The 20,291-nt window shown below is 73.9% G+C and carries 21 protein-coding genes; 11 read left to right on the forward strand and 10 right to left on the reverse strand.

From position 1 onward, the window contains the following. Nucleotides 1-112: 112 nt before the first annotated feature. Nucleotides 113-1,723: an MFS transporter gene (locus tag ACZ7N4_RS28400; protein ID WP_471363159.1), complete on the reverse strand. Its 1,611-nt coding sequence runs from the start codon at nt 1,721-1,723 to the stop codon at nt 113-115. A 50-nt stretch (nt 1,724-1,773) separates the two neighbouring features. Between ACZ7N4_RS28400 and ACZ7N4_RS28405 the strand changes: the two genes are divergently transcribed. From ACZ7N4_RS28405 to ACZ7N4_RS28430, 6 genes are all read left to right on the forward strand, one after another. Further along, nucleotides 1,774-2,985 (forward strand): cytochrome P450, encoded by a 1,212-nt coding sequence (locus ACZ7N4_RS28405; protein WP_471363161.1) that lies wholly within the window; start codon nt 1,774-1,776, stop codon nt 2,983-2,985. A gap of 116 nt (nt 2,986-3,101) precedes the next feature. After that, nucleotides 3,102-3,458: a PRC-barrel domain-containing protein gene (locus ACZ7N4_RS28410; protein WP_471363164.1), complete on the forward strand. Its 357-nt coding sequence runs from the start codon at nt 3,102-3,104 to the stop codon at nt 3,456-3,458. A 25-nt stretch (nt 3,459-3,483) separates the two neighbouring features. Beyond that, nucleotides 3,484-3,657 carry a hypothetical protein gene (locus ACZ7N4_RS28415; RefSeq protein WP_471363167.1) on the forward strand — a complete coding sequence of 58 codons (174 nt, stop codon included), beginning with the start codon at nt 3,484-3,486 and terminating at the stop codon, nt 3,655-3,657. Nucleotides 3,658-3,928: 271 nt separating this feature from the next. Then, nucleotides 3,929-5,101, forward strand: coding sequence for a polysaccharide pyruvyl transferase family protein (locus ACZ7N4_RS28420; protein ID WP_471363170.1), 1,173 nt, complete (start codon nt 3,929-3,931; stop codon nt 5,099-5,101). 34 nt (nt 5,102-5,135) lie between these two features. Then, nucleotides 5,136-6,545: an FAD-dependent oxidoreductase gene (locus tag ACZ7N4_RS28425; RefSeq protein WP_471363173.1), complete on the forward strand. Its 1,410-nt coding sequence runs from the start codon at nt 5,136-5,138 to the stop codon at nt 6,543-6,545. Nucleotides 6,546-7,081: 536 nt separating this feature from the next. Beyond that, complete coding sequence (locus ACZ7N4_RS28430) at nt 7,082-7,831, forward strand: beta-glucanase (protein ID WP_471363309.1); 750 nt, start codon at nt 7,082-7,084, stop codon at nt 7,829-7,831. An 80-nt stretch (nt 7,832-7,911) separates the two neighbouring features. On the opposite strand, the gene ACZ7N4_RS28435 is transcribed toward ACZ7N4_RS28430, so the two are convergent. The 6 genes from ACZ7N4_RS28435 to ACZ7N4_RS28460 all read right to left on the reverse strand — a co-directional run bounded on the left by ACZ7N4_RS28435 (nt 7,912) and on the right by ACZ7N4_RS28460 (nt 12,389). Beyond that, complete coding sequence (locus ACZ7N4_RS28435) at nt 7,912-8,178, reverse strand: hypothetical protein (RefSeq protein WP_471363176.1); 267 nt, start codon at nt 8,176-8,178, stop codon at nt 7,912-7,914. 95 nt (nt 8,179-8,273) lie between these two features. After that, the gene (locus ACZ7N4_RS28440; RefSeq protein WP_471363179.1) at nt 8,274-8,750 is read right to left on the reverse strand and encodes an MSMEG_6728 family protein; all 477 of its coding nucleotides are present in this window, start codon (nt 8,748-8,750) and stop codon (nt 8,274-8,276) included. 41 nt (nt 8,751-8,791) lie between these two features. Next, nucleotides 8,792-9,673 carry an SDR family oxidoreductase gene (locus ACZ7N4_RS28445; RefSeq protein ID WP_471363182.1) on the reverse strand — a complete coding sequence of 294 codons (882 nt, stop codon included), beginning with the start codon at nt 9,671-9,673 and terminating at the stop codon, nt 8,792-8,794. 62 nt (nt 9,674-9,735) lie between these two features. Beyond that, nucleotides 9,736-10,188: a hypothetical protein gene (locus ACZ7N4_RS28450; RefSeq protein ID WP_471363184.1), complete on the reverse strand. Its 453-nt coding sequence runs from the start codon at nt 10,186-10,188 to the stop codon at nt 9,736-9,738. A gap of 91 nt (nt 10,189-10,279) precedes the next feature. Then, the gene (locus ACZ7N4_RS28455) at nt 10,280-11,899 is read right to left on the reverse strand and encodes a phytoene desaturase family protein (protein ID WP_471363187.1); all 1,620 of its coding nucleotides are present in this window, start codon (nt 11,897-11,899) and stop codon (nt 10,280-10,282) included. After that, a complete protein-coding gene (locus ACZ7N4_RS28460; protein ID WP_471363190.1) occupies nt 11,892-12,389 on the reverse strand; it encodes an SRPBCC family protein in 498 nt (165 codons plus the stop codon). The genes ACZ7N4_RS28455 and ACZ7N4_RS28460 overlap by 8 nt, the downstream gene beginning before the upstream one ends. Before the next feature lie 858 nt (nt 12,390-13,247). Here ACZ7N4_RS28460 and ACZ7N4_RS28465 point away from each other — a divergent pair. From ACZ7N4_RS28465 to ACZ7N4_RS28485, 5 genes are all read left to right on the forward strand, one after another. After that, nucleotides 13,248-13,508 carry a GlsB/YeaQ/YmgE family stress response membrane protein gene (locus tag ACZ7N4_RS28465; RefSeq protein ID WP_471363193.1) on the forward strand — a complete coding sequence of 87 codons (261 nt, stop codon included), beginning with the start codon at nt 13,248-13,250 and terminating at the stop codon, nt 13,506-13,508. A gap of 193 nt (nt 13,509-13,701) precedes the next feature. Further along, the gene (locus tag ACZ7N4_RS28470) at nt 13,702-15,219 is read left to right on the forward strand and encodes an MFS transporter (protein WP_471363195.1); all 1,518 of its coding nucleotides are present in this window, start codon (nt 13,702-13,704) and stop codon (nt 15,217-15,219) included. A 118-nt stretch (nt 15,220-15,337) separates the two neighbouring features. Next, nucleotides 15,338-15,553: a hypothetical protein gene (locus ACZ7N4_RS28475; protein WP_189295676.1), complete on the forward strand. Its 216-nt coding sequence runs from the start codon at nt 15,338-15,340 to the stop codon at nt 15,551-15,553. A gap of 48 nt (nt 15,554-15,601) precedes the next feature. Beyond that, complete coding sequence (locus tag ACZ7N4_RS28480; RefSeq protein WP_471363198.1) at nt 15,602-16,027, forward strand: pyridoxamine 5'-phosphate oxidase family protein; 426 nt, start codon at nt 15,602-15,604, stop codon at nt 16,025-16,027. A 114-nt stretch (nt 16,028-16,141) separates the two neighbouring features. Beyond that, on the forward strand, nt 16,142-16,612 hold the full coding sequence (locus tag ACZ7N4_RS28485; protein ID WP_471363201.1) for a hypothetical protein: 471 nt from the start codon (nt 16,142-16,144) through the stop codon (nt 16,610-16,612). On the opposite strand, the gene ACZ7N4_RS28490 is transcribed toward ACZ7N4_RS28485, so the two are convergent. The 3 genes from ACZ7N4_RS28490 to ACZ7N4_RS28500 all read right to left on the reverse strand — a co-directional run bounded on the left by ACZ7N4_RS28490 (nt 16,606) and on the right by ACZ7N4_RS28500 (nt 20,200). Continuing rightward, a complete protein-coding gene (locus ACZ7N4_RS28490; protein WP_471363204.1) occupies nt 16,606-17,109 on the reverse strand; it encodes a DUF5682 family protein in 504 nt (167 codons plus the stop codon). The genes ACZ7N4_RS28485 and ACZ7N4_RS28490 overlap by 7 nt on opposite strands. Before the next feature lie 147 nt (nt 17,110-17,256). After that, nucleotides 17,257-17,817, reverse strand: coding sequence for a DUF2269 domain-containing protein (locus tag ACZ7N4_RS28495; protein WP_471363207.1), 561 nt, complete (start codon nt 17,815-17,817; stop codon nt 17,257-17,259). A gap of 88 nt (nt 17,818-17,905) precedes the next feature. Continuing rightward, entirely contained in the window at nt 17,906-20,200 is a 2,295-nt protein-coding gene (locus ACZ7N4_RS28500; protein WP_471363313.1) for an AbfB domain-containing protein, read from the reverse strand. Nucleotides 20,201-20,291 lie beyond the last annotated feature (91 nt).

A 20,291-nucleotide genomic window follows, 5' to 3' on the forward strand; every position in this document is an offset into this window, starting at 1 on the left:
CTTTCTCCCCGGGCAGGAAAGTCAGTTCGAGCGGCGGAAAGTCAGCAAAGCGCACCCGCCTCCGGCCCGTCCGGCAAGCGCGCGTGTGTCGGAGAACAATGACCGAAGTGGTCTACGGAGAGGTTTCGCTGCACTGCGCGGTGCGCCTTTCCCGAAGGGACTCCTGGCGGTGCGGGGAAGGCGTGGCGGCGAGGCGCGGCATCCCCCGCCACACGGCCGCCGCGCCCGTGACGGCGACCAGGGCCGCCACCCAGGCGCTGCGGGTGAGGCCCGCGACGAAGGCGTCCGTCGCGGCGGACAGCAGATGGCTTCTCACGGCGGGGGCGGCGTGCCGGCCCGCCAGGGCGGCGGCGACGACGCTCTCCATGGCCGCGGACGGCCACCCGCCCGGTCCCGCGCTCACCGCCGCCTCGCCGATCCGGTCCCGGTAGACGGTGGCGAGGACGGACCCCTGGACGGCGACGCCCAGCGTGGCGCCGACCTGGCGGGTGGCGTCGTTGACGGCGGATCCGACACCCGCGTACGCCTCGCCCACGTTCTCCATCACCGCGGCGGTGCCGGCCGCGGCCGTCAGCCCCGCCCCCACGCCCGCGACGACCTGCACCAGGGCCAGGTGCGGGTATCCGGACTCCGACGTCGTGCCGGACAACAGCACGAAGGAGCCGGCGACCACGGCGAGGCCGGTCACCAGGACGGACCGGTGGGTCAGGCGCGCGGTGAGCGCCGCGGCCAGCGCCGCGCCGACGACCAGAGCGGCGGGCAACGGCAGCGAGCGCACGCCGGCCTGCCAGGGGGTGCATCCCAACACCCCCTGCAGGTAGAGGGAGATCACGAAGAGCGCGCCGAACATCCCGAACGCCATCATGGCCAGTGCCGCCGCCGGTACCGTGACCTCACGCCGTCTCACATGCCGTGGCAGCATCGCCGTCGGCGCCCGCCGCAGCCACACCCCGAACGCCGTCAGCAGCCCGGCGCCCACGGCGGACGCGGAGAGGACCGGTGTGCTGGTCCAGCCGCGGCCGGGGCCTTCGATGACCGCCCAGACGAGCGCCAGCAGCCCCGTCGCGGAGAGCACGGTCCCCGGCACGTCGACGGGCTCCGTGCGCGCGGGCGGCGGAGCGGGGACCACCAGGAGCGTGAGCACGACGACCGCCACGGCGAAGGGGACGTTCAGCCAGAACACCGCCCGCCAGGAGTGGTGGCTCACCAGCCAGCCGCCGATCACCGGCCCCAGGGCACCGCCCACCCCGCCCACGGCCGCCCACAGGGAGATGGCCCGGCGCCGTCGTACCGGCTCCGGGAACATTCCCGTGAGCAGCGAGAGCGTCGCCGGCATGATGAGGGAGGCGCCCGCGCCCATGGCCCCGCGCGCGGCGATCAGCTGCCACGGCACGGCGGACGTCGCCCCGGCCAGGGAGGCGAGGGCGCAGAGGACCAGGCCGGCGAGGAACGCCCGTCTGCGGCCGATCCGGTCGGTCACCCCGCCCGCGGTCAGCACCAGTCCGCCCAGCACCAGTGCGTAGGCGTCGACGATCCACTGCGTCTGTCCGGCGGACGACGCCAGGGCGGTCTGCAGGTCGGGGATCGCGACGTTGAGCACGGTGAGGTCCATGCCCAGCAGGAAAAGCCCCGCGCAGACGGCCGTGGTGGCCGCCCGGCGTTTTCGCGGGTTTCCCGCACCCGCGTGAAAAGAAGCGATATCCGTTCGGATTTCACCCGTCATGTGCACTCTTTATCAGAGAGCGGGACCGAGGAATGGCGGACGAGGTCTGAATGGAAGCATCCGACACGTTCATCGACGGCATGACGGGGCAGTTGCCCTTCGACATCGGTACGGACGACTTCGTGCGGGATCCGTACGTCCATTACGAGGAGATGCGCCGTGCGAGCGGCCCGGTGCACCGTACGCCGTCGGGTGACGTGGTGGTGCTCGGCTACCACGAGGCGAAGGCCGTCCTGTCGGACCCGCGTTTCGGCCATGGAGCCCAGACGGCCCGGGACGTGACGGGTTACGGAGTGCCGGCCCGGACCTTCCTGCTGACCGATCCGCCGGGCCACACCCGGCAGCGCGAACGCGTACGGCGTGCCTTCACCGCACGCGAGATGCTGTCCCTGCGCCGCAGGATCGGCGAGATGGCGGCCGGGCTGGTCGCGGAGGCGGCACGGTCCGGTACGGCGGACGTCGTCGCCGAGATCGCGCGGCCCCTGTCCGCGCGGGTGGTCGCGGAGGTGATCGGCGTACCTGACGACCTCCGCGACCGTTTCGCGCAGGCGGCCGCGCTGCTGGTGCGCGGCATGGATCCGCCCGGCGTCCTCGATCCGGCCACCCGCGAGCGGATCGCGCGGGCGCGGGTCCGGCTGGCGCGGGACATCGGCGTCGCGCTGCGGCGTCCGGCCGTCACCGGGATTCTGCGCGCCCTCGCCCAGGGCCCGGACGGCCGGGCGGCCCGCACGGACGCCGTGGCCACGTGCGCCCAGCTCGTCGCGGCCGGATACGAGACGACGGTGGGCCTGATCGGCAACGGCACGCACGCCCTCCTCCGGCACCCCGACCAGCTGGCGTGGCTCACGGCGACCGGCCCCTCGGAACAGGCGTGCGCGGCGGCCGTGGAGGAGCTGCTCCGCTTCGACCCGCCCATCCAGATGGCGCCCCGCTGCGCCCTGGAGGACGCCGACATCGCGGGTACGCCCGTTCCGCGCGGCACCGTCGTCGCCGTCCTGCTCGGAGCGGCAAACCGCGATCCGCGCGTCTTCCCCGACCCGCACCGACTCCGGCTCGACCGCCGCCCCCGGCACCTCGCCTTCGGACTGGGCAGCCACTACTGCCTCGGCGCCGCACTGGCCCGCCTGGAAGCCACGGCCGCCCTCGCGCACCTGCTCCCCCGCCGGCCCCGGCCGACCGGCTCCCCGGTGTCCTACAGCCCGTCACGGATCGCCCGCAGCGTCCGGAGCCTGCACGTGCGGTTGCACCCGCCGGAGACCTGACGCGGCCCCCGCCGCCGTGCGAGGACGGGACATCCGCTACGCCTTCCGGGCGCTTCGGGCGTCCGCCGCCACATCACCCGCCTGCACATGGGTACCTGCCCGCAGAGGAGGTTGCGATGTTCGAGGCATCCGATATCCGTGAGTGGCGAGGGCACGACGTGGTCGACCAGGACGGCCACAAGATCGGCGCACTGGAGTCGATCTACGTGGAGACGGGCACCGACGCGCCGTTCTTCGCCACGGTGACGATGGGCCTGCCCACCCGGCGCCGACTGGCATTCGTGCCGCTCGGGGGTGCGACCGTCGGTCCGGGGTACCTGAAAGTGGCTTACAGCAAGGACCGCGTCAAGAAGGCACCGTCGATCGACACCGACGGGGAGCTGACCGCCGCCCAGGAGCCCGAGGTCTTCGCCCACTACGAGCTGACCTACGCACCGGGCGCGGGCGGCGAACGGCGCCTGGCCCGCCGTTGACGTACCGAAGCCTCCGGGAGGCCCGATGATCCTGTTCCTGCTCCTCGTTCTCGTGGCCCTCATCCTGGGCATCGTCGGCTTCGCCGCCCACGGCCTGTTCTACCTGCTGATCATCGGCGCCGTCGTCCTCGTCGCCGATCTGGTCTACGTCGCCGTGCGCTTCAGCCGAGGGGGCCACAAACACCGCATCGCCCGTTGACGAACCCCGGCAGCGGCCTGCTTCCTGCCGGGTCCTTGCCGGGTTCCTGCCGGATTCCTGCCGGGTTCTTGCTGGTCGCGAGCGTCTGGCGTCGGGGCGTGGGTGAGACGCGCGCGCCGGAGCTGCTCGCGGCCGGCCCTGACGCACGGCCGCCTTCCCTGTCCGGGACCCGCGCACCCGTGCCGGTCGGGCGACCCGGTCGCGCGTTTCCGACCGGAAGGCTGCAAGCTGGTACAGACATGGGCGAAGCGGCGTACGGCAGGGAGCGGTCATGGATGGCGCGGACAGCGTGACCGTAGGCGTGCTGGGCTCCTACGGAGGCCGGAACGTGGGCGACGAGGCCATCCTCAGCGCCCTGCTTGACCGGGTCCGGGCCGGACGGCCCGACGCCCGCTTCGTCATCTTCTCCCGCAGTCCGGAGCACACCCGCGCCGTCCACCCCGACGTCGAGGTCGTCGGCTGGGAGGGGGTCTGCCGGGAGGGCATCTCGGCGCACCTGCGGCGGCTGAACGTCCTGGTGCTCGGCGGCGGCGGGATCCTCTACGACACCGAGGCGCGCCGCTACCTGCGGACGGCCCGGACCGCTCAGGAACTCGGCGTGCCCGTCTTCACGTACGCCGTGGGGGCCGGCCCTCTCACCGACGAGGCGGACTGTGCCTGGGTCCGCACGGTGCTCTCGGACGCGGTCGAGGTGACGGTCCGGGACGAGGAGTCGAAGCTGGTCCTGGAGGAAGCCGGGCTGACCAGGTCCGTCACCGTCACCGCCGATCCGGCGCTGCTGCTGGAACCCGGCGACGGCGGGCGGGCGCTGCTGCGGGCCGAGGCCGTGCCGCGCGGAGTGCGGCTGGTGGGCATGAGCGTGCGGGAGCCGGGGCGCGCGGCCGAGCACCTCGACGAGGAGGGGTACCACCAGTTGCTGGCCAGCGTGGGTGACTTCCTCGTCCACCGCCTGGACGCCCACGTCGTCTTCGTCTCGATGGAACGCGGCGACATCCGGCACGCGCACGCCGTGGCCTCACGCATGGCGGAGGCGGACCGCTGCACGGTGCTGCGCGGCGACCACGGGCCGCAGCAGGTCCTGGACATCGTCGCCCAGCTGGACCTGGCCGTCGGCATGCGGCTGCACTTCCTGGTCTTCGCCGCGCTCGCCGGGATTCCCCTGCTGCCCCTGCCCTACGCGGGCAAGGTGTTCGACTTCGCCCAGCAGGTCGGCGCGCCCGCCCTGCGCGGTGTGGTCCGGGAGACGGCGGGGCTGCTGCTGGCCGAGGTGGACCGCCTGTGGGACGAGCGGCGCGCCCGCGCGGCCGAGACGGCGGTGCGCACGGCGGCGATGCGGCTGCGGGCGGCCGGGACCGCCGACCTGCTCCTCGGTTACCTCGACGCCGCGGCCGGGCGGCCCGCCATCGGCCACGGCGCGCCCGTGCCCGTCTCCACCGCGGGCTGACCCCGCCGGCCATCGCTTCTCCGAGGGAGTGAACGTGACCTACCTGATGCCGCCCCGCGTTCCCAGGAAGGTGGAGCTGCCGCCGCGTCAGGCGCTGCACGCGGGGTCCACACAGGTGCTGGTGATCGGCGGGGGGCCGGCCGGGATCGGTGCCGCCCTGGGTGCCGCCAACGCGGGCGCGGAGGTCGTGCTCGTGGAGCGCTACGGGTTCCTCGGCGGCAACGCGACCGCGGCCCTGGTGATGCCGCTGATGAGCTTCCACAACGAGGTCAAGCAGGCCGCGGCCGGTGACACCACACGGCTGCTGCCGCCCGACCACGGCGAGGGCGAGCCGGTCGTCGGCGGGGTGCTGTGGGTGCTGCTCGACCAGCTCGTGCGCAGGGGGGCGGCGATCCGGCCCTCGCTGGAGACCGGCTACACGGTGCCCTTCGACCCGGAGCTGTTCAAGCTCGTGGTGTACGAACTGCTGGAGAACCACGAGGTCCGCACCCTCCTCCATTCCTTCGCGTCCGACGTCCTCAGCCTGCCCGACCGGGCGCGTGCGGTGTTCGAGACGAAGTCGGGGCCCCTCGTGCTGGACGCGGACGTGATCGTCGACTGCACCGGGGACGGGGACGTCGCGGCCGCGGCGGGGGCGTCGTACGAGACCGGCCGGCCGGAGGACGGCTGGACCCAGCCCATGTCGCTGATGTTCCGCATGGTCCGCTTCGACCACGGGGAGTTCACCGCCTACACCCGTGCCCACCCCGACCAGTGGCGGGGCGTGCACGGGCTGTGGGACCTGGTGCGCGCCGCGACGGCCGCCGGGGAGCTCGACCTGCCTCGCGAGGACATCCTGTTCTTCGCCACGCCCCAAGCCGGTGAGGTGGCGGTGAACTCCACCCGGGTCACCGAGGTGCTGGGCACCAGCGTCTGGGACCTGACCCGGGCGGAGTTCACGGCGCACCGCCAGATGGCGCAGATCGCCCGTTTCCTGCGCGACCGGGTGCCGGGCTTCGCCGACTCCTACGTCGCCCAGAGCGGCGTCCAGGTCGGCGTCCGCGAGACCCGCCGGATCCTGGGCGAGTACCAGCTGACCGGCGACGACGTGCTCACGGCCCGGAAGTTCGACGACGCCGTCGCCCGCGGCGCCTACCCGGTGGACATCCACAACCCCAGCGGCCGCGGCACCGTGCTGAAACGCGTGCCGCGCGGGGAGGCGTACGACATCCCGCTGCGCTGTCTCCTCCCCCGGGGGGTGGACCGGATCCTGGTCGCGGGGCGCTGCATCTCCGGCGACCACGTCGCCCACTCCTCCTACCGCGTCATGCCGATCTCCATGGCCACCGGGCAGGCGGCGGGGGTCTGTGCGGCGCTCGCGGCCACGGGGGGCCGGCCGCCGCGGGACGTCCCGGTGAGCGCGGTCCAGCGGGAACTGCGCGCGCAGGGCGCGAGCCTCCCCTGACCGGGGCCTCGTCCTGGCCGCACCGGCGACGGCCGGGACGCACCAGGTCACCGACGCCTCCCCCGGCTGGGATCGGCGCGTGACGATCATGCATGTACGAGTGGCGTGGCGACGTCGACAACGCCTCGCTCGGCGCGCTGCACGCCGACGGCTTCGGCCACGCGGTCGGTCCGGCCGACTGGCGGCCCCGGCTCGAACGCCACGGCCTCGGCTGGCTCCGCGCCCGGGAGGGCGGCTCGCTGGTCGGCCTCGTCAGCGTTGCCTGGGGCGGCGGGGCCCATGCCTCCTCCTGGACAGGTGGTCGCGCCCCGGCGCCGGGGCAGGGGCCTGGGCGCCGGGCTCCTCGCGACGGCGGCGGACGAAGCCCGTGCCGCAACTTCGAGGACCACCTGCGCCCCTTCTCTGCCGACGCCTGCTGTTTCCGGGAGACGGCGGCCGGGCTGATCGCCCTCCAGGGGGGCATCCCGAACGGATGTGCCCGCGGGCGAGCCGCGACCTCGGCGCATGACCGGTTGTCAGCCGGTGAGACATCGCCTATGGACGAACCGACATCCCGCGGCCCCCTGCCGGGCCCGCGCACCCCGCCCCCGCCCGACGTGGTGTTCACGGCGGACTTCAGCTCGCAGACCCAGTGGGTCGCGGGTCGCACATGGGCCTATCCCGGAGGCGGCCCGGTCAACCCCGACGACGACAAACTGGACCACCTCGTCTCCGACCCCGGCTACAGCCGCTCGGGAACGTTCCGGGCCACCCGCCGGCCGGACGGGAGGTGGGACACGGGGCTGCTCACCACCGAGGACAGCGAGGAGGGGTTCACCGTCCGGCCGGGGGACGTCCTGGAGGCACGGGTGCGGCTGCCCCGGGAGGTCGGCGCCTGGCCGGCCATCTGGACCTGGCGGAACGGCAACCACGAGATCGACGTCTTCGAGTACCACCCCGACAACCCGGACCTGCTGGAGTTCACCAACCACGTGCGCCACGCCAACCTGTACGTCCACGACGAGGCCGTCAGCCCCGGGGCGTGGATCGAACTGCGCACCGAGTTCGGGGTGCATTCGGTGGTCTGGTGGCTGAACGGCACGGAGATCTTCGCGGACGAGCGGGGCGTGGGGCACGCCTGGCGTGCCCACCTCATCGTCAACCTCTCGGTCAGCGCGGGCCGTTACCACCCGGCACCGGCGGCCGACACCACCGAGATGTCGTTCGAGGTGGCGGACCTGGTCGTACGGCGTCCGTCCGACGACGACCGGGCGCACGGGGAGTCACGCCGGCAGGAATCCGTGTGAGCTCCCGCCATCGGAATCCGTGCGAGGCCCTGCCGGCGGAATCGGTGTGAGGCTCTACCGTCCGGAATTCGTGTGAGGTTCTACCGCCCGGAATCCGTCTGCCCCTCCCCCTCCCCCTCCCGTTCCCGATTCTCCCGTTCCTCCGTCTCCCGCTCCCGGGCCTCGACGCCGCGCAGCGGTTCGCCGGCCACCGTGCCCTGCTCGGGCTGGTAGCCCTCCTTCGCGCTCGCCGTGCCCGGGACCGACCGCTCACGGGCCTGGCTCTCGCCGCCCGAGTGCGCTCCGGGCTCCTCGTCGCCGCGGGCCCGTGCGTACGGGTCGGCGGGCTTGTCGGTGCGTCCCGTCATGGCCGTCCTCCGCTCCGCTCGTCGCCGCGCCCGGGTTCCCCCGGGCCCGCGGGGAAAACGGGGTCCGGAGGCGGCGCCGGGTCCGTCGGGTGCGGTCAGGCGGGGGCCTCGTCCCGGTCGGAGGCCGGCCACACGTAGGGCAGGTCGTCGGGGACGCCGGGGAACACGTGCCCGTAGGCCTCCCGGTCCTTGCGGACGAGCGCGGACTGGTGGCTGCGGTGGAAGGCCTCGTCACCGAGCCACGGCGGCAGTTCCCCGGCGGCGTCGAGAGCGGGCTGGTCGCGCACGGGCGCACCCGGACGGCACATGGCGTATCCGGCGACCAGTGAGGCGGCGCAGCTGTCCTGGTGGCCCTGCTCCCGCCACACGCGGCAGACTTCGAGGCCGTAACGGACCAGGGCCTCCTCGTACCCGCGCCACATCCGTACGGCCGGGTGCCTGCGCCAGCCGTACCCGGGGACCGTCAGTCCGCGCAGCACCTGGAGCGCCTCGACCCGCTGCTTGCCCAGTCGTCGGCGGTCCAGGAGCAGCGCGGAGCGCCGGAAGTCGGCATCGGGCAGGAACGTCTGCATGGGCGCCGTCCTGGAGGTGGGTGGGGGCTGGGGCGCGACCCTCAGCGCGCGTGTCGTCGTGCCGCCCGGTCGGCCTCGCCGCCGGCGCCGAGCAGCCCGGTCGGGGCCAGTCCCCCCTCGGCTTCGAGGCGTGCCAGGTCCCGGCGGGCCAGGCGCAGCACCAGCGGCGGAAGGACGGCCCGCACCGGCTGCACCAGCCGCAGCCAGGGAGGTGCGTACACGGCTGTGCGCCGCTTCTCCAGGCCACGTACGATCCGGGCGGCGACCTCCTCGACGGAGTACACCCGGCGCGCGGGCGCCGGCATGTGGCCGCGCAGCTCGCGCAGCACGGTGTACCGGTCGGCGTCACGCACCATGTCGGTGTCGGTCCAGTTCAGGTAGGCGATGCCCACGGCGACGCCGTCACCGGCGACCTCGGGGCGCAGCGCGTGCGCGAAGGCCTCCACGCCGGCCTTGGACGCGCAGTAGGCGCTCATCAGCGGGGCGGCGCCGAGCGACGCGAGGGAGCCGATCTGCAGGAAGTAGCCGGCCGTGGCCCGCAGATCGGGCAGGAAGACCCGGGCGGTCTGGGCGCTGCCGGTCAGGTTGGTGTCGACGACCCGGCGCCAGTCGGCCGGGTCCGTGGCGGAGAGCGGACCGCCCTCCGCGATCCCGGCGTTGGCGATCACCACCGAGGGCGTACCGAGACACCGGCGGACCTCACGGGCGGCCCGTTCCAGGGCCTCGAGGTCGGTCACGTCGGCCTCGACCGCGAGCGCCTGGACCGGCAGCCGCGCGACCAGCTCGTCCATCAGGTCCTTCTCGTGGCCGAGGAGGGCCGGTCGCGCTCCCCGCCGGGCCACTTCCCGGACGAGGGCCGCCCCCACGCCGCGTGCGGCACCCGTCACCACGACGGTCCGGTTCTGCAAGGGACTGCTTCGCACGGCTCTCCGCCTTTCTCCACGGGGCGTCCGATGCCCTCGGCGCGCTCCGGTCCCGGGTGCGGTCAGGTGCGGGCGGCCGGAGGGCCCGCGGTGTGGTCGGGGTGTCCGGGGGTGCGGCGGGCCTCCTTCATCTCGGCTTCGTACAGATGGTCCCGTCCCTCGGCGAGGGCGCTCACCGCGTCGCGTTCCAGGTCGCGGAAGGGCCGGTAGTAGGTGGCGTTGTAGGCCTCGACGACCTGGAAGGTCCAGTGACCCGGGATGACGTTGCGACCCAGGATCTCGGTCTCCACCCTGTCCGCCCACGCGTGGTGCCCGGCCTCGCGCAGCAGCCGTACCGACCGGTCAAGCTCCAGGTCCGCGCCGCCGGTGAGCTGGTGGAAGCTGTACAGATGGCCGCGGGCGCGCTCGGTGGTCTCCAGTGCCTTGGACAGCGATCCGAGGGCCTCGACGGTCAGGTCGTCGACACCGTCGGGGCGGCGGTGCCCGGCATCGGGCCCGTCCAGGTGATCGTTCATGGCGCTCCTTGGCTGCCGTACGCCGGATACCGTCTGCCCATCTCTTCCCGTGGAGACGGGTGACCGGACGCACCGTCGGCCGGACGTGTGATCAGCGCCTGCGTCCGGTGCGGTCCCGGCGGCTGAGGACACGTTGGGCGGCGACGAGACCGGGTGTCCGGTGGGCGCGGAGTGCGGCGCGCGCCGCGTTGGCGCCGGGTGCGCCGTGCACGCCTCCGCCGGGGTGGGCTCCCGCGGAAGCGAGGTAGAGGCCCGGGACGGGGGTCTCCGGCCGCCCGGTACCGGGTATCGGGCGGAAGAAGAGCTGCTGGTGGAGAGCGGTCGTGCCGCCGTTGATGGCGCCGGCCGAGAGGTTGGCGTCGAGCGCCTGGAGGGTGGGCGGGGTGAGCACCCGCCGGGCCCGGACGAGGGAGCGGAAGCCCGGCGCGAAGCGCTCCACCTGCTGTTCCACGCGGTCCGCCATGCGTTCGGCGTCCGCGGGACCCCAGCCGCCCGTGATGCCCTCGCCGCCGGCGTCCGTGCGGATGTCGCGCGGGACGTGCGTGTACGCCCAGGCGGCCTCGGTGCCCGTGGGGGATCGCGTCCGGTCCGCGAGGGTCATCTGGCCGAACAGCAGGAAGGGCCGGTCGGGCACCTGGTGCATGGCGATCTGCGCGGCGAAACGTGTCAGCTCGTCCATGCCGTCGGCCAGGTGCACGGTCCCGGCGCGGCGTGCCTGATCCGCCTGCCAGGGCACCGGTCCGTCGAGCGCCCAGTCCACCTTGAAGGTGGCGAAGTCCCACTGGAAGCGCCGCAGGTCGGTGAGCAGTTGGGCGGGGAGGTGCTCGTGACCGACCAGTTCCCCGTAGAGGGCGGGCACGGCCACGTCGGCGAGTACGGCCCTGCGCGCGGGCACCGTCTCGCCCGCGGCGGTCCGCACTCCCACGGCACGGCTGCCGTCGATGACGACGCGCTGCACCCGCTCCCCGCAGTGGACCGCGCCTCCCCGTCGGCGCAGCCGCCGGACCAGCGCCTCGGTGAGGGCGCCGGCCCCGCCCACGGGCACCGGGAAGCCGTACGTCTGCCCGAGCACCGACATCAGCCAGCCGAAGCCGCCGCTGCCCGCCGACTCGGGGGCGAGGTCGGCGTGCAGGGCGTTGCCGGCCAGCAGCAACCGGCCGCCCTCGCCGCGGAACTCCTCCTCCCCCATCCGGCGCACGGGCAGAACCAGTGACCGGGCGGTGCGCAGACCGCCCGCCGCCCGCAGGGTGCGCAGCAGCCCGACCGCGGCCCGTACCGGGGGGAAGGGGGTGAACAGGGCGTCGAGCAGATCCGGTTGCAGCGTCTGCCACAGGGCGAACAGGCGTCGCCAGGCCGCTCCGTCACCCGGTGCGAACGCCTCCGCGGACGCGGCCGTGACGTCGATCCTCCGGTCCAGCACCATGCACCGGCCGTCGGTCAGCGGATGTGCGAGCACGTGCGGGGCGTGGCTCCAGCGCAGGCCGTGATCCTCCAGGCGGAGGCCGGAGAGGACGGGGGACGCGGCGGCCAGGGGATAGAAGGAGCTGAAGAGGTCGCTCACGAAGTCGGGGTGCACGCCCCGGTCGTGCCGGACCGCGCCGCCCGGCTGTGGCTGTTCCTCGAACACCTGGACGCTCCAGCCGGCGTCCGCGAGCAGGTTGGCGGCGACGAGTCCGTTGGGTCCCGCCCCGATGACCACGGCGTCAGGCATGCCCGGTCCCCTGCGCGGGGCGTGTCCGCGACGTCGGCTGCTGCTCCCGGTGGCTGCTGCGGCCGTCCTGACAGCAGCGCGCGAGGCGGGCGAGCATGGAGCGGTGGCGTATCTGGATCAGCGCCTCGACCCCGAAGTTGTGCAGCATGGCCCCGGGTCCCTGCAGGGGGTGTTCGTCCACGAGGACGAGGCAGTGCTCGCCCCACTCGCGCAGCTCGATCGAGAAGCGGGCCGAGCCGAGGAACCCGGCGATGATCTCCAGCTCCAGGAGCGATCCCTCCCGGCAGTGCCGTACGACCGTCTCGTTGCCGAGCCTGAGCGGGCCCAGCCTGATCTCGTAGGCGAGGGTCGCGTCCTTTTGCGGCCACTGTCCGCGCTTCGGGTGGGAGGTGCCGGTGCCGACGACCCACTCGGCGTACCGATCACCGTCGGCGAGGACGTCCCAGACCGCTGCGGGGTCGGTCTTGATCACACGATGCCGCGCCGCCATGTGTGCCTCCGGGGGCAGGAGAGCCGATGGTGGTCACCGGGTGCCCGGGATGCCGCGGACCGAACCCCGGCGGCGGGCGTGGGGCACGGCACGGCACCGGCCGGCACCGGCCTCGCCCGGCGCCGGGTTCACCCGGACGGCTCCGTGTACGGGGGCCGTCGCGGGGAAACCGGGGGTGGCTCGGGCCGGTCCTTCGACCGGACTCCGGGCGGCGGGTGCCGAGACCGACCCCCGAGCAGGTCCCGGCACCCGTCTTCAGCGCACCGCACGCCCCGTCTGCCGCGTGCCGCACACCCCGTCTGCCGCAGCGTGCCGCATGCCCATATCCGCGGCACACCGCCCCCGCCTTCGACGTGCCGCGCCCGTCTTCGGCGCCCCAGCGTCCCACCCGCTTCCCTCCCGGCCAGGCCCCGCAGCAGGGCGCTTCGGCTGCGACGGGGAACCGTCCACAGGGCCGCCCCCGCCGCCCCACCGTTCCGGCGAGGCGGCGGCGGCGGCCGGGAAGCCGGTCGTGGCGGCCCGTTCCACCCGCGCCACGGACAGGCCGGCGTGGACCAAATCACCGAGCGCCGACCGGCGGCGGGGCCGGGGCGGGCACGTCGAGTGCCGAGCGCCGGCCGGCGGCGGACCGCGGCGGCCGAGCCGTGCCGGCCGGGTCGGACCGGCCGGGTTTCGCGGTGGCCCGCCGGGCGGCGTCCCCGCCGTGACCGCTCGTCCGCGTCCCGGTGAGCGGCGCGGAAGTCGCCGGTGCGGGAACGGGCGTGCGAGAGAGAAGTCGGGGCACCCGCAGGGACGCATCCGTGCAAGGCACATCCGCCGTGCCCCGCACCTTCGGTGAAGGAAAGGAAGGGAGAAGCAGTGTCGTTCCTCTGGGCCGTCATCGCCGGTCTCGTCATCGGACTGCTCGCCAAGCTCGTCATCCCCGGACGTCAGCCGATCCCCCTGTGGATGACGGTCATTCTCGGCATCCTCGGCGGTGTCGCCGGCAACGCGCTCGCCACCGCCTTCGGTGTGCGGGACACGGGAGGCATCGACTGGCTCCGCCACATCCTGCAGATCGGCGTCGCAGCGGTCCTGATCTCCCTCGTCACCCCGATGTGGGCCCGACGGCACGCCTGACCGTCTCCGCTCCGGCCCCTCCCCCGGCCGTTCACCGTGGGGCCGGAGCGGAGCCGTGTTCGCGTGGCAGACGACCGGCGTCGGGCCCGGCCTGGCCGCCGCCCGGGTCCCGGGAGCAGGCTGGGTAAGTGTGCCCGCTGCCGGACGGGGGAACTGGTCCGCCCGGGTGGCGGCCCTGGCGAGAGGAGTCCAGGTGACAACTTCGTCCCCGGCGGCAGACGGCCGGGACACGGGTTCCCCGGAGGCCGGCTACGAGCCGGATCCGCACCGGTGGCGGGCCCTGTGGGTCACCCTGGTGGCCGGCTTCATGAGCCTGCTGGACGTCACCATCGTGGCGGTCGCCCTGCCCACCATCCAGCGCGATCTGCACGCCTCCCCCGCCCAGGTGCAGTGGGTGGTCTCCGGATACGCCCTGAGCTTCGCCCTCGCCCTGGTCACCGCCGGCCGCCTCGGTGACGCCCTGGACCGGCGCCGTATCTTCCTGCTGGCCCTCAGCGGCTTCGTGGTCTGCAGCGCGGCCTGCGGAGCGGCCCCGGACATCACCCTGCTGGTGGTGGCCCGCCTCGCCCAGGGCCTGGCGGCAGGCTTCATGGCTCCCCAGAACTCCGCGCTCATCCAGCAGATGTTCCGCGGCGCCGAACGCGGCCGTGCCTTCGGCCTCTTCGGCTCCACCGTCGGCATCTCCTCCGCCGTCGGCCCCCTCATCGGAGGCGCCATCCTCGCCCTGGCCTCGGGCGCCCAGGGCTGGCGGTGGATCTTCTACGTCAACGTGCCCATCGGCGTCCTGGCCGTCCTCCTCGGCCGCCGGCTGCTGCCCCGCACCCGCCGCTCCGAGCGGGGCCACATGGACACGACCGGCATCGTGCTCCTCGGCCTCGGCGTGCTGGCGCTGATGTTCCCGCTGGTCCAGGCGGACTCCGGAGGTCTCAGCCGGCTGTGGTGGCTGTTCCCGGCCGGTGCCCTGCTCCTCGCCGCCTTCACGGGGTGGCAGCACCGCCTCGTCGCGCGGGGTACCCAGCCGCTGCTCGACCCGCGCCTGTTCACCACCGTGCGCGGCTACGCCGTCGGCGCCGGCATCGGCACGCTGTACTTCATCGGCTTCAGCGGCGTCTGGCTGGTCTTCGCCCTCTTCTACCAGCACGGTCTCGGCTTCTCCCCGCTGCGGTCGGGCCTCGCCGTGACGCCGTTCGCGCTGGGCTCGGCGGGCGCGGCCGTGGTCGCCGGCCGGATGGTGGAGCGGTTCGGCCGGCTGCTCACCGTGTGCGGACTGGCCGGTGTCGTCGTCGGTCTGGGCGGCACCGCGCTGCTGCTCCGCCTCGCGCCCCTCGGCATCGCGCCGTGGGTCGCCGCCCCGGTGCTGTTCCTCGGGGGCGTCGGCGGTGGTTTCGTGGTGTCCCCGAACATCACCATGACCCTGCGGGACGTGCCGGTACGCATGGCCGGTGCGGCGGGCGGTGCCCTGCAGACCGGTCAGCGGCTGGGCGCCGCGCTGGGGACGGCGGCCCTGCCCGGCCTGTTCTATCTGGTGCTGGGCCGGAGCCAGGACTACCGCGCCGCTCTCGTCACCGCGCTGGGCGCCGCTCTCGTCGGCATGACGGCGTCGCTGGTGCTCGCGACGGCCGACTGGCAGCGCGACCGCCGGGCGAGCCGACGGCGCCGGAGGTGCCCGGAGGAGGTCGCCAACGACCCGGTGCACGCCCGGCATACCTAGGGGCGCGTTCCACCAGGTCCATCAGGGTGGCCCGGGGCCGTGTCGGACGGGCGATCCGCCGAGCCGCCCGCCATGCTGGGCCGGAGGCGGCCCCCTGAGCGGCGACAAGGAGCACAGCATGCCGAAGGACCCCGTGGAGCGATTCCTGGCGGCGCTGGATCCCGGCCACCGCGAGTCCGTCGGCGCGAAGCCCCGCGAGGAACAGGAGCAGCTGGCCGCGGCCTGGGAGCGGGAGCTGGAAGCGGACGACGAACTGGACACCCTGGACGAGTTGTCCCCGCCGGCGGCTGAGGCGGAGGCGGCTCGCCGCGTACTGGACCGCGAGGCCGGTTAGGGCTCCGGCCGTGCGCCCGACGGTGCGATCGGCGTTAGGGTCGGCCGGATGACACTCTCCCTTCAAGAACGAGAGCAGTTCCTGGCCGAGCCCCACATCGGCGCGCTGTCGGTGGAGGAAGGGCCGGGCCGCGGTCCGCTGACGGTGCCGATCTGGTACCAGTACACGCCGGGGGGCGAGCTGTGGGTGCGTACCGGGCCCGATTCGCGCAAGGCCCGGGCGATCCGCTCCGCGGGGCGCTTCAGCCTGATGGTGCAGCGCACGCAGCCCACCGTGCGCTACGTGTGTGTGGAGGGGCCGGTCACCAGGACCGCGCCGGACAGCCCCGAACTGTCCTGGGAAATGGCCGCGCGGTACCTGCCGGAGGACAAGGTCGCCGCCTTCGTGGAGTACGACCGGACCCGGCTCGGCGAGCACTTCGTCGTCTGCATGCGGCCGGAGCACTGGGTGTCCGCCGACCTCGGGGCGTTCTGAGGGGCGCCCCCGCCTGCGCTCCCGTCCTGCGTGCCCCGGCGTGCGGCCGGCGGCCGACGGCCTTTCACTCGGAGGAGGGGACCCACCCCCCACGGCGAGCAGGGAGGCTTCGACGTGCCTGGACACAGGGGACGGAGTACGGCGGCCGCCGTACTGATGGCGCTGGTCGCCGTCGGCGCGGGCGGATGCTCGGACGGCGGCGCGGCCGGGAAGGCCGCCTCGGCGGCCTCCTCCGTGGGTTCGCGGGCGGCGGAGTCCCTGGCCTCGGCCACCGCCGAGGCCGGACGGAGGCTGGAGTCGGTCAAGGGTGGCGTCGACGCCAAGGACGACGTGAAGCTCGGTGCCACCCGGACGGACGACGGCGGGCGCACCGTCGTCACCGTGACGGCGCACAACACCGCGGACAGGAAGAAGTCCTTCGTCGTCGTGGTCGGCTTCCGGGGCGGCGGCGGGAACCTGCTGGACGTGGTCGTGGTGACGATCCGCGACGTGGCGGCAGGAAAGTCCGGCACGGCGACGGCGCGCAGCAACCGCACGCTGTCCGGAACGGTGAAGGCCCGGGTCGCCACCGCCGTCCGCTACTGACGACGCGCACGCTGACGCGTCAGCCGTCCTCCTGGTGCAGGTCCGGGCTCGTCGTCCGGGCAGATGTCACCGAGCCGTCCCACCTGGGCCGCGAGCGCCTTCAGCAGGTCGGACTGGAGCGGGCCGCTCCCACAGAGCACGGTGTCGAACAGCAGCCCGGCCAGCGCCCCGGCGTCCGGGCCGGCCGCACGCACGCGTTCGCCGAGCAGCGCCGTGGCCGCCTCGTCCAGACGGGCCCCGTAGGCACCGGCCTCGATCAGCGCCGCCTCCCGGCCGGCTGCCGCCGGGCGGGGCTCCCACACCTCGGTGAAGACCGGGTCGGACCCGTCGGCCGGTCCCGAGTGCCGGGTGAAGCCCGGGATGCCCAGGACGCGCAGCCGGTGCAGGACACGGCTGCGGGACAGGTCCTCCTCCACCGATCCCGGCGGGATCGCCAGCTTGATCAGATGTCCGTCACGGTATCCGGCCCCACTGACAACGCCCCCGGGACCGGTCACCGACCGGGCCTGCCCGGCGAGCGCCGCCCGCCTGCCCGACCCCACCCACGGGCCCGCCCCGGCAGACGCCACCCGCCTGCCCCACCGCCACCGACGGCCCTGCGCCACACGGGCTCCCTCACTGCCCGACCCCACCCACGGACATGCTCAACGCGCGCCACCCGCCTGCCCGGCCGCGCCCGAGGCCGGCGCCGGTGTGCGGGAGGCGGTGCGGTGGTTCCTGCCGCGCCTGGTGAGGCCCCAGGGCTTGAGGACGGAGATCACCGCCATGAAGAGGTAGGCCGACAGGGAGACGACCGGGCCCGGCAGGAGGTCGCCGGGGCCGGGCAGTGGCCCGCCCGCCGCGGTGTGCGCCGTGATGTCCGCGACCGCCGAGTTAAGCCCCGGCCGCAGGGCGAAGGCCGTGGCGGCGGTGGCGCCGAGGGTCAGCCAGAACTTCGTGAACACCCACCGGTGGCGGGCCAGTCCCCAGGGTGTGCCCACGGACAGCAGGACACCGCTGAGGAAGGTGAGGAACGCGAGGGGGAGCAGCAGCCAGTCCGCGAAGAGCTTCATCGCCCGGACGGATGCCTCGGCCGTCACCGCCGATCCGGTCTCGGTGGCGGTGACGGCGAGGGCGAGCAGCCCGAGCGTGAGCCCGAGCCAGCTCGCGGAGGCGGCCACATGGACGACGAGGGAGGCCCGGCGAGCGGGTCGGCTCAACTTCATGCACGCCACGGTGCCGGAGGAGGCCCGTGCTGCCGTCCGGCGGCCGGAGTAACCCGGCGTACTCGGCGCGGAGTAGACCGCCGGCCGCTCAGGGTGCCCAGGGGGCTTCGACGGACCAGGTGGTGTCCTCGGTGAAGAGGTTCGGGTCGTCCCAGGTGTGTGTCCCTCCGGACCGGGCCAGCCAGAGTTCGGCGTTGATGTGCCGCAGGTACTGGCCGGGGAAGCCGGCCGCGGAGAGTCTGATGCCGCCGTCGCCGCGCACGGGACACCAGGTGGCGTCGGCCCTGTACAGCGCGGAGTCGTCGCCGGCCTCGCGGCGGACCCGGAAGTCGCGGTGCCGCAGGTACTCGCCGGGGTAGTTGCGCGACTCGAAGGAGTAGCAGAGCTTGTTGGCGAGTCCCGGCCGCACCTTCCAGGTGGCGTCCTGCTTCAGCAGGTCACTGCTGCCGGAGTCGACCACCGCGGTGGCGCCGAGTCCGTCCTGGTGACGGATGTAGCGGTCGGTGTGGCCGGGCGTGGTGACGCGGATCGAGACGTACTCCTCCAGGGGCAGACTCACCGGTGGGCCGATCTCTCGGGAGGCGGCGACGAGCGCCTGGTTGGCCGCGCGGACGCGGGCCTCGTCCACCTTGACGACCCGGCGGTCGTAGGTCACCAGGCCGTTCGTCTCGTTCTCGACGTCGGTGATCTGTGTGTAGACGGAGGCGGACAGTCCGCCTGCGGGCATGGCGTTCTCGCGGATGCCGTCGAGCAGTCCGACGAGGCGGTCGTCGAGGGCGGACAGGCTCGGCTGGTCCTCGTAGCTGAATCCGCCGCCCGGGTACCACTCGTGGCCGGCGACCCGGTAGCCGAGTCCGCCGTACTCCCCCAGCACCGAGGCGCGCACCCGCTCGGTCGGGGTGTTGCCCGGTCCGACGTAGTTGTGGTTGTCGACCACGTCGCCGTTGCCGCCGTCCCGGGCGCCGCAGCAGTTGACGCCGCTCATGTTGTCCACCAGGCGCGAGGGGTCGTAGGCCTTGACCATGTCGGCGATGCGCGCCTGGTCGTACTGGCCCCAGCCCTCGTTCTGGTCGACCCACTGGATGAGCGCGGGCGAGCTGCGGTGCTGGTCGACCACGGCGCGGTACTCGCTCTCCCACTGGGCGCGGGCCGCGTCGTCCGGGGTCTTGCCGCTGTCCATGGACGGCATGTCCTGCCACACCAGCAGCCCCAGCCGGTCCGCCCAGTAGAACCAGCGCTGCGGTTCCACCTTGATGTGTTTGCGGACCATGTTGAAGCCGAGGTCCTTGTGTTTCTGCAGGTCGAACCTCAGCGCGTCGTCGGTGGGCGCGGTGGCGATGCCGTCGGGCCAGTAGCCCTGGTCAAGGGTGCCGGTCTGGAACACGAACCGCCCGTTGAGGACCGGCCGGCGCACGCCGTTCACCTCCTTGACGGCGATCGAGCGCATGCCGGCGTAGCCGCCGACCCTGTCGCCGCCGGGGCTGCCGGCGAGCCGGGCGGTGACGTCGTACAGGAACGGGTCGTCCGGCGACCACAGGTGGGCGTCGGGCACCCGGACCGAGAGTTCGGTTCCGACCGTGCCGTCGGCGCTCGCGACCGTCGTACCGCCGTCGGAGACGGTGACCCTGACGCCGGCGCCGGCGGCGGCTCCGCTGCCGCGCACGGTCACGCGCAGGGTGCCGTCCTCCAGGTGCGGGACCATGTCGAGCCGGGTGATGTGCGCCGTCGGTGTCGGCTCCAGCCAGACGGTCTGCCAGATGCCCGAGGAGGCGGTGTAGACGATGCTGTGGCCGGGGTGCGGGGTCACGTCCTGGACGCGCTGCTTGCCGATGGCCTGGCCGCCGGTCTCGGTCGGGTCGTACACCGACACGACGACGGTGTTGGTGCCGCGGTTCAGCAGGGGCGTGATGTCGTAGGTGAAGGCGTCGTAGCCGCCGCGGTGCACGGCGCCCGCCTGCCGGCCGTTGATCCAGACGGTCGTCTCCCAGTCGACGGCACCGAAGTTGAGCTGGACTCGGCGGCCGTCCCAGCCGGCGGGCACGGTGAAGGTGCGCCGGTACCAGAGTCTGTCGCTCGCGGTGATCTCGCGCTGGACGCCGGAGAGCGCGGACTCCGGTACGAACGGTACGCGGATCCGCGCGTCGAACGCGGCCGGCTGCCCGGCGTCGCGGGAGGTGACGGCGAAGTCCCAGACGCCGTTCAGACTGGCCCAGTCGGGCCGGGTGAGCTGCGGACGGGGGTATTCGGGCAGGGGATGGTCCACCGGCACCCGGTCGGTCCAGGGCGTGGACATGGGGGCGGGCGCGGGCGTCCAGGACGCTGCGGCCCGCGACGGGGGTGCCCCGGCCGCGAGGAGGCTGGTGACGGCCAGCACCGTCACCACCACGGCGGCCAGGAGGCGGCACAGGCGCGGAACGGCCTGGTCCGGCCGGAGGGGTGAGGGGGCGCTGCGGGACGGAGGTCTCGGCACGTGT

It is taken from the genome of Streptomyces sp. NPDC107654, from assembly GCF_055639035.1.